The 12,441-nt window shown below is 73.2% G+C and carries 4 protein-coding genes; 2 read left to right on the top strand and 2 right to left on the bottom strand.

The window, feature by feature from the left end; translation table 11 throughout:
* Positions 1 to 59: 59 nt before the first annotated feature.
* Complete coding sequence (locus AC3EQ1_RS05280) at positions 60 to 1,046, bottom strand: NAD(P)H-dependent flavin oxidoreductase (protein WP_432093075.1); 987 nt, start codon at positions 1,044 to 1,046, stop codon at positions 60 to 62.
* Positions 1,047 to 1,150: 104 nt separating this feature from the next.
* Here AC3EQ1_RS05280 and AC3EQ1_RS05275 point away from each other — a divergent pair, with 104 nt between their 5' ends.
* On the top strand, positions 1,151 to 1,546 hold the full coding sequence (locus AC3EQ1_RS05275) for a winged helix-turn-helix transcriptional regulator (RefSeq protein ID WP_432093074.1): 396 nt from the start codon (positions 1,151 to 1,153) through the stop codon (positions 1,544 to 1,546).
* A gap of 143 nt (positions 1,547 to 1,689) precedes the next feature.
* On the opposite strand, the gene AC3EQ1_RS05270 is transcribed toward AC3EQ1_RS05275, so the two are convergent.
* Positions 1,690 to 3,276: a class I adenylate-forming enzyme family protein gene (locus AC3EQ1_RS05270; RefSeq protein WP_432093073.1), complete on the bottom strand. Its 1,587-nt coding sequence runs from the start codon at positions 3,274 to 3,276 to the stop codon at positions 1,690 to 1,692.
* 362 nt (positions 3,277 to 3,638) lie between these two features.
* On the opposite strand from AC3EQ1_RS05270, the gene AC3EQ1_RS05265 reads away from it, so the two are divergent.
* Positions 3,639 to 12,140, top strand: coding sequence for a type I polyketide synthase (locus AC3EQ1_RS05265; protein ID WP_432093072.1), 8,502 nt, complete (start codon positions 3,639 to 3,641; stop codon positions 12,138 to 12,140).
* Positions 12,141 to 12,441: the final 301 nt, after the last annotated feature.

Raw genomic sequence — 12,441 nt, 5'->3', positions numbered from 1 at the left:
TCACCGACGCTGCGATCCCTGAGTGCCGTTCAGCGAGTGGAAGGGCCGGCCTTCCCCCCTCAGACGCCCCTGAGGGCCCCGGCACGGGCGGCGATGTCGGCAACGATGCGGCCCGCCGGAGCGACGTCATGGACGATCCCGGCACTCTGGCCCGCGTAGAGGGCGAGAGCTTCCACCTCGCCCGACATGCCGGGCACCGGGACCATGTCCTCGTAACGCGGCCACGTCCGTCCGTCGGCGCTGCCGGCCACCACATCGCCCTCTCCGGGACGGTTCGGCGCGGCGGGGCGGCCCGCGGCCTCCCAGGCGTCGAGTGTGGAGTTGCGCAGTGCGCGGTGCGGGGCGTCGGGCCAGCCTCCGTCGAAACATCGCGTGTGCACCGCGTCCTGCGGGGCCGCCCGGATCACGGCTGAGCGGTAGACCTCGTGCGTGGCCGCCTCGGATGCCGTCAGGAACCGGGTGCCCAGCCATCCGGCCTGGGCGCCGAGAGCCAGTACGGCGGCGAGCCCGCGGCCGTCGGCAATGCCGCCGGCCGCGATGACGGGCACCGGGTGCACAGCGTCCACGACGGCGGGCACGAGCGCCATCGTGGTGCTCTCCCCGCGCACGTGGCCGCCCGCTTCACATCCCTGGGCCACGATCACGTCGACGCCTGCGGCAACGGCGTGTTCGGCCTCGGCGACGGAACCGACGGTGTGGAGGTGAACGGCGCCGGCCGAGCCCACGCGTTCGGTGACAGCCGAGGGATCCCCCCAGAACGTCGAGATGATCGGCACACTCTCCGCCAGGCAGGCGTCGAGGAGCTCGTCCACCGGGAAGTCCAGCACCAGGTTCGCCGCGAAGGGCTTCGGCGTCAGCCGCCGGACCTCCCGGATGCGGCGCACCGCCTCTTGCGCGGTGACCCACGTCAGGGCGAGGGTGCCGAGCCCGCCCGCCTCCGCCACCGCGGCCACCAGTTCTGTCGTGACCGCCGACCCGATGGGCGCCTGCACCACGGGCACCTCGATCCCCAACCGCCGGCACACAGGCGTGGTCAACGTCGTCACGTGATCCCCCAAACGTTTCGGTTTCCGAATCTCGGGGCGATGTTAATGTTTCGGAAATCGAAGCACCAGAGGCCGGGGATCCGCAGGAGTGCAGGAGGACCGCAATGGCCACACCGACACCAGGACGGCCGGTCCGCGGCTCGGCCACCGGAAGCCCTCTCATGGCCGCGCTCGATCTCTTCGGCCGCCGCTGGAGTCTGCGCGTGGTGTGGGAACTGCGCGAAGGCGCCCTCGGATTCCGCGCCCTTCGTGGACGCTGCGCCAACATGTCCTCCAGCGTGCTGCGTCAACGCCTCCTCGAACTGATCGAGGCACGCCTGGTGCACCAGACCCCGGACGGCCACTACGCCCTCACCGCACTGGGACGAGAGGCGCACACCGCGCTCAGCCCCCTCGTCGACTGGTCGACCACCTGGGCCGCCGCCCTGGCCGAGCGGTCCGCCGACTCCGGCACTCCCGCCGACGGCAGCACGGGCGCCCCTGACGCGGGGCGGGCGTAGAGGGGCCGGATCAGCCGTCGGACTGTGGCGCGGCGCCGCCCTTTCACAAGAAAGGGCGGCGGCCGGTCGAAGTGCGCCGCAAAGACCCAGTCCTTCCGGCGCACTTGCCCCCGCGTCGGCCCGGGTGCTCCACAAAGCGGAGCCTACGGCGCGCCCAAGGCCCCGCTCGTCCACGCGGCGCGCAGCGCCTTCTTGTCCACCTTGCCGACCTTGGTCGTCGGCAGCTGGTCCAGCAGCACCGTCTTCGCGGGCGTGTACAGCTCTCCCAACTCGGCGGTCACCGCCGCGCCGACCGCCTCCGGGTCGACGCCGGCGCCGCCCTCGGCCGTGGCCAGGAAGATCTGTACGGCCTCCCCGTACTCCTCGTCCGGCACGCCCAGCGCCGCCGCGTTGCGCACACCGGGCAGCGTGAGCAGGAAGTCCTCCAGGACCCGGGAGTAGACGTTGTCGCTGGTGCGGCCGGTGACGATGATGTCCTTGGCCCGGTCGACGAGATAGAGGTACCCGTCGGCGTCGAGATAACCCATGTCCCCGGTGCGCAGCCAGCCGTCGCGCAGTGCCGCCGCGGTGCGCTCCGGGTCCTCGTAGTAGCCGAGCATCACCGTCTCGCCACGGACGCACACCTCGCCGACCTGCCTGACGGGCAGTGCCGCCGTGCTGTCCTCATCACGGATCTCGATCTCGACGTCGGAGATCGCGCGACCGCAGCTGCGCCAGATCTCGGGGCGCCGGGCTGCCTCCGCGGCGAGGTCCTCCGCACCGAACGCGGTGATACCGAGCGCCTCCGACTGCCCGTAGCCCTGGCTGAGCACGGGCCCGAACACCTCGACCGCCTGCTGCAGCCGGCTGGGCGACGTGGCCGCGCCGCCGACGACGATCCGCCGCAGCTCGGGCAGGACGCCCGGCTCGCATTCCGGGTGGTCGAGAACCGCGTACAGCATGGGCGGTACGAACATGGTGGCGGTGATCCGCTCCTCGCGCAGCACCGTCAGCGCCGCGCCTGCTTCGAACTCGGGCAGCACGACGAGCGCGGACCCCGTCACCAGAGCCTGGAGCGAGGTGAGGTGGCCGCTGCCGTGCGTGAGCAGCGTGGCGGCGAGCACCCGCTCCGTGCCCTGGTCCATGGCCGGGAAGAACGCGGAGCCGGAGTTCTGCGGGTCGTCCTCCACGAGGTCCACCAGCGCGTCGTAGAGCCGGTGGCTGTGCGCGGCGAGCTTGGGGCGGCCCAGGGTTCCGCCGGTGTAGAGGACGGTGACGGCTTCGTCCGCCCCCGGGGCGGGCACGCCGTCGGGGCGCACGGCCGGGCACTCGGCCGCCAGCGCCAGCAGGTCCGTGCACCCCTGTTCACAGGGCCCGAGGCCGAGCAGCGCGGGGGCGTGGACGCTGCGGCCGGCCGCGTCGGCGGCCCGTTCCGCGAAGAGCGGGTCGGTGACCACGACGCGTGCCCGGGACTGCTCGACCAGCGCGGCGAGCTCGCCGGGCCCCGGCTCGGGCGGCAGGAACACGACACGGCAGCCGATGAGATGGACGGCGAGCTGCACCAGGACGGAGTCCACGCGGTTGGCCAGGAACAGCCCCACTCCGTCGCCGGGCGCGAGCCCCTGCCCGCGCAGTGCATGCCCCAATCTGAACAGCCGCCGCCGGGCCTCCCCCCGAGTCAGCCGCTGCGCGCCTTGGACGAGCGCCTCGGCGTCCTCGTCCTCGTGCCAGTGCTCGAGAATGTGGTCCACGTACGTCCGCGGCCGGGATGTTTCCTGTGCGTCAACAATCACCAACACATCCAAACATGCTGCTCAGACGCCATATCCTCACGGGGGCCGTCTTCGGCCATCAGTCGGCGGAGTACCATGACCCATGCTCACGCCTTGACGAACCTCCGGTGTTCGCAGGGCAGTTGAGCTACCGGGAGAGGGCCGACGGGAACATCCTGCCGGGTGGTTCCGGCCTTCTGGGATCGACACCTTGCCGCTTCCTCCACTCCGTTGCCGGTCGCTGCCCGGCGCTGCTCCCCCCGGTCCGGCACACCGGTCGCCTATCGTGATGACGCCAACTCCCGTATCCCGAGGAAGCGTTCATACTGGTGACAGCGCACATGGCCGCCCTCCGTCCGCTGCCGGATCTGCTCCGGGAGCATGCCCGGCGCCTCGGTACCAAGACCGCCTTCCGGGACGACCGTTCCCGTGTGACCTACGCGGAGCTGGAGCTGCGGACCGGCCGAGTGGCGGGACATCTCGTCGGCCTCGGTCTGCGGCACGGGGAACGGGCGGCGGTCCTCCTGGGCAACCGGGTGGAGGCCGTCGAGAGCGTCCTCGCCGTCACCAGGGCGGGTGCGGTCGGTGTGCCGATGGACCCGCGGAGCACCACCGCCGAGTTGGCACACCTGCTGGACGACAGCGGGGCCCGGGTCGTCTTCGCCGACCGGTCCTCCCTGGAGCGGTTACGGCCGTTGCTGCCGGAGCGCCCCCGGCTGAGCGTGGTACTCGTCGAGGATGGCGGGACGCGGGACAGATACCCTGCGACGGGGGCGAGTGGCGGCCCGGCCGGTGAAGCGGGCATGTTCCGCTACGCGGCCCTGGCCGTCACCGAGCCGCCCGTGCCGGCTCCGGATGACCTCGGGCTCGACGAGGTGGCCTGGCTCCTCTACACCTCCGGGTCGACCGGCCTGCCCAAGGGGGTGCTGTCCACCCAGCGCAACCGGCTGTCGTCGGTGGCGTCCGGATTCGTCGCCGTCCTCGGCCTGTCGGCGGACGACCGCCTGCTCTGGCCCCTCCCCCTCCACCACGCCATGGGGCAACTCCTGTGCGTCCTCGGGGTGACCGCGACTGGTGCGTCCGCCGTGCTCCTGCCGCGGTTCTCCGTGACGGACGTGCTGAGTGAGCTGCGCCGGACCGAGGACCCGTGCACCCTGCTGGCCGGTGTACCGGCGACGTACGGCAGGCTCGTCGACGCCGTGGGGGACGGCGGGCTGAGGGCACCCGCGCTGCGGGGCTGCGTCAGCGGGGGCGCGGCCGCCCCTCCCGCCTTCCAGCGGGCCTTCGAGGAAGTCTGCCGGGTTCCGTTCCTCGATCACTACGGAAGCACCGAGGCGGGGCCCGTCGCCATGAGAGCACCGGGCGCCGCCAGGGTGGACGGCTCCTGCGGCCGTGTGCTGCCGGGTATGCGGGCGCGTATCGGCGACGGCAGCGGCGCCCAGGCCACGGGCGAGGACGAGGGCGAGGGCGAGTTGTGGGTCTCCGGGCCCGGTGTCATGGCCGGGTACCACCGGCGTCCCGACGACACCGCCGAGGTCCTGCGCGACGGGTGGTACCGCACCGGTGACCTGGCCCGGATCGGCGCCGACGGTGAACTCACCCTCACGGGCCGGGTCAGCGAGCTGATCATCCGGGCCGGGAAGAACATCCACCCCTCCGAGGTGGAGGCGGTGCTGCTGGCCCTGCCGGGAGTCCAGGACGCCGCCGTGGCCGGCCTCCCAAACGACGAACTCGGTGAGGTCCCGGCCGCCTACCTGGTCCCGGCGAACGCCGGGGCCCTCGACAGGAGAGAGATTCTCGCCGCCTGCCGGGAACGCCTCTCACCGTTCAAGGTGCCTGCCGCCCTCTACGAGGTGGAAGCGATCCCGCGTACCGCCTCGGGCAAGGTCAGGCGGTACGCGCTCGCAGACGTGCCCGCGCGCCCGCTGCCGGCCGGAGCCCCCACGCCGGGGGCGGAGACGGTGGCGGAGACGGCGGACCTGACGGCTCTGGTGCGGGCCGAGGTCGCCGCCGTGCTCGGCTGCGCCGTGGACGAGGTGGAGCAGAGCACCGCGTTCCGTGACCTGGGGCTGGACTCGCTGACGTCGACGGCGCTGTGCCACCGCTTGTCGACGGCGACCGGTCTCCCGCTGTCCGAGGCCGCGCCCTTCGACTTCCCCACCGCGGCCGAGCTCGCCGCACATCTCCGGGCGCGGCTGGCCGGTGGGAGGGCGACTGCCACGCCCAGCCGTCCGGAAGAAGCCGGTACGGACGAGGACCCCGTGGTCATCGTCGGCATGGCGTGCCGTTTCCCCGGCGGCGTACAGAGCCCCGAGGACCTGTGGCGGCTGGTGGAGGACGGGACCGACGCCATCACCCCCTTCCCCACCGACCGGGGGTGGGACGTGGACGGGCTGTACGACCCGGACCCCGGGCGGGCGGGCCGGACCTACGTACGCGCGGGAGGCTTCCTGTCCGGTGTCGACCGCTTCGACCCGGCCTTCTTCGGGATCTCGCCCCGCGAGGCCCTGGCCATGGATCCCCAGCACCGGTTGCTGCTCGAAGTCGCCTGGGAAGCCTTCGAACACGCGGGGATCGATCCCGGCACGGTGCGGTCCACCCCCACGGGTGTGTACGCCGGACTCATGTACAGCGACTACGCCGGCCGTTTCGCCCGCACGCCGGAACGGGTGGAGGGCTACCTCGGTATCGGTAACGCGGGCAGTGTCGCCTCCGGCCGTATCGCCTACACCCTGGGCCTGGAGGGGCCGGCGGTCACCGTGGACACGGCGTGTTCGTCGTCACTGGTGGCCCTGCACCTGGCAGTCCAGGCGCTGCGCAGGGGCGAGTGCTCGCTGGCGCTCGCCGGAGGCGCCACGGTGATGTCGGCACCGCACTCCTTCGTCGAGTTCAGCAGGCAGCGCGCACTCGCCCCCGACGGCCGCTGCAAGGCGTTCGGGGCGGCGGCGGACGGCACCGGGTGGGCCGAGGGCGCCGGAATGCTGCTGGTGACCAGGCTGTCCCGCGCCCGGCGGGCCGGCTACCGGATCCTGGCCGTGGTGCGCGGCTCCGCGGTGAACCAGGACGGCGCGAGCAACGGCCTGACCGCGCCGCACGGACCGGCGCAGCAACGGGTGATCCGCCAGGCCCTGGCGGACGCTCGGCTGAGCCCCGCGGACATCGACGCGGTGGAAGCTCATGGCACGGGCACCCGGCTCGGCGACGTCATCGAGGCGGAGGCCTTCCTGGAGGCATACGGGCGGGCCGGAAGGCGTGAACACCCGCTGTGGCTGGGCTCGGTCAAGTCGAACATCGGGCATACGCAGGCGGCGGCGGGCATGGCCGCCGTGATGAAGACGGTCCAGGCGATGGCACACGGCGTACTGCCGCGTACGCTGCACGCCGAGCAGCCCAACCCCGGCGTGGACTGGTCCTCGGGTGCGGTGTCGCTGCTCACCCGTTCGGTGCCCTGGCCCCGGACCGGGCAGCCCCGGCGGGCGGGGGTGTCGTCCTTCGGGATCAGCGGGACCAACGCGCATGTGGTGATCGAGCAGGCGCCCGCGGAGGGGCCGGCTGCCCCGGGCCGCCCGGACAGCGGATCCACGGCCGCGCAAGGAGCCGCGGCCCCGGTGACGGCCGTGCCGTTCCCGGTGTCGGCGAGGAGCGCCCCCGCGCTGCGGGCGCAGGCTCGGCGACTCCACGCCCACGTGACCGCACACCCCGGAACGAACCTGCTGGACCTCGGTTTCTCCCTGGCCACGGCCCGCGCCCACTTCGAGCACCGCGCGGTGCCGGTGGCCGGTGACCGCGAGGAACTGCTCGCCTCGCTCGACGCGGTGGCCGAAGGCCGCCGCCGGCCGGACCTGAGCACGAGCGGCCCCCGCCCGGCGGGCCGGGTCGCCTTCCTGTTCACCGGGCAGGGCAGCCAGCGGGCCGGCATGGGCCGGGAACTGTACGACGCCCATCCCGTCTACGCCCGTTCCTTCGACGAGATCTGCGCCCTGATCGACCCGCTTCTGCCGGAGCCGCTCCGGGACGTGGTGTTCGCCGCGGAGAACGCCGAGACCACCGGGATCACCGACGCTGCGGAAGGCGGCACGGGGAGCGCCGACGCTGCCGAAGGCGGCACGGGGAGCACCGAGGGTGCCGGGGGCGGCACGGGGAGCACCGAGGGTGCCGGGGGCTCGCGAGCGGGCGGGCTCCTGCACACGACGCGCTTCGCACAGCCGGCACTCTTCGCCCTGGAGGTCTCCCTGTTCCGGCTGCTGGAGTCCTGGGGCGTACGCCCCGGCCTGGTGGCAGGGCACTCGGTCGGCGAACTGGCGGCGGCGCACGTCGCCGGGGTGCTGTCCCTCGCGGACGCCTGCACCTTGGTCGCGGCACGGGGCCGTCTGATGGACGCGCTGCCCACCGGTGGGGCGATGGCCTCGGTACAGGCCGACGAGAGCGAGATCACCGCGTACCTGGCAGGCGGAGCGGACGGTGCGCGCGGGGTGGACATCGCAGCCGTGAACGGCCGCTCCGTGGTCGTCTCCGGGGACGCATCCGCAGTGCTGGAGGCCATGGCGCACTGGCGCGAACAGGGGCGCGCGACCACCCGTCTCCGGGTGAGCCACGCCTTCCACTCGGCGCACATGGAACCCATGCTCGACGCCTTCGCGCAGGTCGCGCGGGGGATCAGCTACTCCCCACCGCGGCTTCCCCTCGTCACCGCGGTGGCGGACCGGCCCGCGACCACCGAGGAGATCCGCTCGCCCCGGCACTGGGTGGACCATGTACGCCGACCGGTCCGATTCGCCGACACGGTGCGGTACCTGTCGGAGCAGGGGGCCACGCACTTCGTGGAGATCGGCCCGGACAGTGTGCTCGCGGGCCTGGCACGCGACTGCCTCTCCGGCCGCGGTCCAACGGCCACGGCGGACATGACGACCACGGCGGACACGGCGGCGACAGCGACGTCCGGTTGCGGTACGGACGGCCCGGCGCCTCTGGTCGTCCCGACGCTGCGCGGCCCACGGCCGGAGGCCGGGGCGCTGCTCGCCGCGGTGGCCGCACTCCACGCCCGCGGTGTGGACGTGGACTGGCACGCGGTCTTCGCCGGGCGCGGCGCACGGCACACGGCGCTGCCCACCTACGCGTTCCAGCGTGAGCGGTACTGGCTGGAGGCCGACTCGGCGGGATCCGCGGCAGAGCCCGGCACCGCGACCCACCCGTTCCTGCGAGCGGTGACGTCGACGGCGGACGACGACGGCCTGCTGCTGAGCGGCCGGCTGTCCCTGCGTGACCAGCCCTGGCTCGCCGACCACGCGGTGCTGGACACGGTGCTCCTGCCGGCGACGGCCTTCGTCGACATGGCGATCCACGCCGGAGACCGGGTGGGTGCGGGTGTACTGGAGGAACTGACGCTGACGGCACCGCTGGTGCTGCCCCTCGAGGAGACGGTCGAGCTCCAGGTGAAGGTGGCGCGAGCGGACGCGGACGGGCGCCGGGCGGTGGTCTTCCACGCACGGACGCACGCTCCCGGATACGACGACCGCCCGTGGACCCGACACGCCTCCGGAAGCCTGACCCCTGCGGACTTCGACCTTCCGGAACCACGGACTTCCGCGGACGCGCCGTCCCCATGGCCTCCGGCGGGCGCCGTACCGCTGCCGCTCGGCACCGAGACGGGTACCGGCCTCTATGAGGCACTTGCGCACGGCGGGCTCCGTTACGGACCGGCCTTCCAGGGCCTGCGGGCCGCCTGGCGCCTGGGCGACGACCTGCTCGCCGAGGTCGAACTCCCGGAGGTCGAACTCCCGGAGGGTGAGGGCGTCAACGCCCACCTGTTCACTGTGCATCCGGCGCTGCTGGACGCGGCGCTGCACACGCTGACACTGAATCAGGTCGTCCCGGAGGGCGAGGGCGTCAGTGGAGCCGGGGCGGTGTTGTCGCTCCCGTTCGCCTGGAGCGGGGTGCGGCTGTACCGGTCGGGCGCCCGCACCCTGCGGGTGCGGGTGTCCCGGGCGGAGGGGAACACGGCGGGGAACACGGCGGGGCACACCGCCCGGCTGGAGCTGACCGACGGGACCGGAGCCCTCGTGGCCACGGTGCGCTCGCTCGCCCTGCGGCCGCTCTCCCCCGAGCAGTTGAGCGGCGTACGCACGCCCCGTGACAGTCTGTTCCGCCTGGAGTGGACACCTCTGCCGGGCTGCTCCGCCCCGATGCCGACGGAGCCGCCCGGGTGCGGGCTCCTCGGCGAGCCGGGCCCACAACTGAGCGACACACTCGGGCGGTCGGGCATCCGGCCGATGGTCCACCCGGATCCGGCCTCGGCGGCAGCCGACGCACCGGCCGTCGTGATCGCCTGCCCTCCGCTCACCGGGATGGACGGACCGGACCGCGCCTCGGCCGCACACCGTGCGGCCGGCTGGGCGCTGCGGCTCGTCCAGGGCTGGCTCGCCGAGGAACGGCCGGCCGACTCCCGTCTCGTCGTCCTCACCTCGGGCGCCGTCACCACCGGAGCCGAACCGGACGGAAGCAACGGCACCGCCGATGCCGCGCTCGTCCAGGCACCGGTGTGGGGGCTGCTCCGCTCGGCGCAGACCGAGAACCCGGGCCGCTTCTCACTGATCGACATCGACGACCATCCCGCGTCCGCAGAGGCCCTGGCACGGGCCCTGACGAGCTCCGAGCCGCAGACGGCCGTACGTCACGGTGTCTCGTACGTACCGAGACTCGTCCGCGCATCCCCGGCGGCAGCGGCCACGGAATCGGCAACGGCCGATGAAGCACCGCGCCGGCTGAACCCGGACGGCACCGTGCTGGTCACGGGTGGCTCCGGCTCCTTGGGCATGACGTTCGCCCGTCACCTCGTGGTCGAGCACGGGATACGTCACCTGCTGCTCGTGGGACGGCGCGGAGCCGACGCGCCCGGTGCCGCCGAACTGCGCGCGGAACTCACCGAACTGGGCGCGGAGGTCACCGAACTGGGCGCGGAGGTCACGGTGGCGGCCTGCGACGTCGCCGACCGCACGGCGCTCGCCGCGGTGCTCGCGAGCGTGCCGGAGGCACACCCGCTGACCGGCGTGGTGCACACCGCGGGGGTCCTGGACGACGGTGTGCTCCCGTCACTCACCCAGGAGCGGCTGGACCGCGTACTGCGACCGAAGGTGGACGCGGGCCTCGCCCTGCACGAGTTGACGAAGAGCAGCGACCTGGCCGTGTTCGCCCTGTTCTCGTCGGTGGCCGGGGTGTTCGGCTCCGGCGGCCAGGGCAACTACGCGGCGGCGAACGCGTTCCTGGACGCGCTGGCAACGCACCGCAGGGCGCTCGGGCTGCCCGGCACCTCTCTCGCCTGGGGGCCGTGGCAGCAGAACGGCGGGATGACCGCCGGGCTCCGGGGCGCGGACTTGCGCCGGATGGCCCGTTCCGGCTTCCTCCCGCTGCGGACCGAGGAGGGCCTTTCGCTCTTCGACGCCGCCGTCGAAGGACGGGACGCAGTCCTGGTGGCCGCTCGTCTCGACCCGGCGGCAGCCGGGGCGTCCCGGGACCCCGGGGCGCCGCTCTCACGGGTACCGTGCCGAGGGCCCGTACGGAGGGCCTCCGCATCGCTCACCGGACCCCTCACCGACGGCGAGGACTCGCTGCGTCGGCGGCTGGCCGCCACGCCCGCGAGCGAACGCGGTGCTCTGCTCCTCTCGCAGGTCCGGGCGGAAGCCGCCCTGGCACTCGGCCATGGTTCAGGCGATTCAGCGGTCGAACCGGACCGCGCGCTGGCCGAGCTGGGCCTCGACTCACTGGCCGCGGTCGAATTGCGCAACCGGCTCGCAGCGCTGACGGGACTCGCCCTGCCGGCCACGCTCCTGTTCGACTACCCGACGGCGCGCGGGGTCGCTGCCCACCTGGAGGAACTCTGGTCCCAGGACGCGCCTGCATCACCCGGCCCGTCGGCCGCTCCCCGTCGGCAGGACGGTGCACCCGACAGCACTTCGGCCCCGGAGGGCACGGACGCCGACTCCTTGTCCGCGCTCTTCCGTACGGCGTGCGCCCGCGGCAGGGCGTGGGACGGGATGGCCCTCCTGACGATCGCAGCACGTCTGCGTGAGGTGTTCGAGGACGTCTCGGCCCTCGGTTCACCACCCTCGGCCGTCACCCTGGCGACAGGGGGCTCCGGGACCCGCCTGATCTGTTTCCCCGCCCTCAGCGCACTGTCGGGGCCGCACGAGTACGCCCGTTTCGGGCCGGCCCTCCAGGACCGGCGTCCGGTTTCGGTCCTGCCGAACCCGGGCTTCCTCCCGCGGGAACTGCTGCCCGCCACACTGGACGCCTTCGTGGCGGCACAGGCCGCCGCGGTACGCGCGTGTGCGGGAGACGAGCCGTTCGTCCTGCTGGGGCGCTCGGCCGGCGGATGGGTGGCACACGCGGTCGCCGAGGAGCTCGAGGGCACGGGCCCGACTCCGTCCGCCGTCGTCCTGATCGACACCTATCCCGCCGGGGAAAACGGCCCCGGCGGCCGCGGTGGCGACGGGCCCGCGCTCTCGGCGATGACCGCAGGCATGCTGGAGAACTCCGCACAGTTCGCTTCGGCCGAGACCGACCGGCTCACCGCGATGGCCGGCTACCTGGAGCTCCACGCCGGCTGGAAGCCGACCGCCCTGAGGGCCCCCACCCTCTTCGTCCGGGCCGGAGACCGTCTGCCCGGCATCGAGGCAGCCGATCCATGGAGCCTGCCGCACTCCGAGATCACCGTGCCCGGCGACCACTTCACCGTTCTGGAGGACCATTCGCGCACGACCGCCCTCGCCATTCACACCTGGCTCTCCGAGCGCCTCCGGGAGGACGCCTCCGGAGACGACCCCCAGGGCCACGACGGGGAAGCCTGACGGCAGCCGGCATCCCGGCCGTCTCCCGCCGACGGCGGTGGACCGGCTCACGACCTCTGACTGACCCGTCGTGGCGGAGCCGGGCGGTCACGTCGCGGACGGTGTCGCCGTCCACCCCGCCCCCGCGGAACCCGCGATGATCCCGAACCGCGTAGTTCTACGCTACCGGGTGCCGATGGTCAGGCGGAGACTCGGCCACGTCATCGACCGCACCGACCGAACAGGTTCCGGAGTCGGTCGCATCGCGCAATGCCGCAGAAGAAACGGCGCTGAGTATCTCTTGCCGCGAGCGGCGCTGCCA

This window comes from Streptomyces sp. bgisy100, from assembly GCF_057709105.1.
This window is presented reverse-complemented; position numbering and strand designations above follow the sequence as displayed.

Coding starts and splice junctions, on each gene's coding strand:
- AC3EQ1_RS05275 (WP_432093074.1), top strand. CDS start 1,151: ATGGCCACACCGACACCAGGACGGCCGGTCCGCGGCTCGGCCACCGGA.
- AC3EQ1_RS05265 (WP_432093072.1), top strand. CDS start 3,639: ATGGCCGCCCTCCGTCCGCTGCCGGATCTGCTCCGGGAGCATGCCCGG.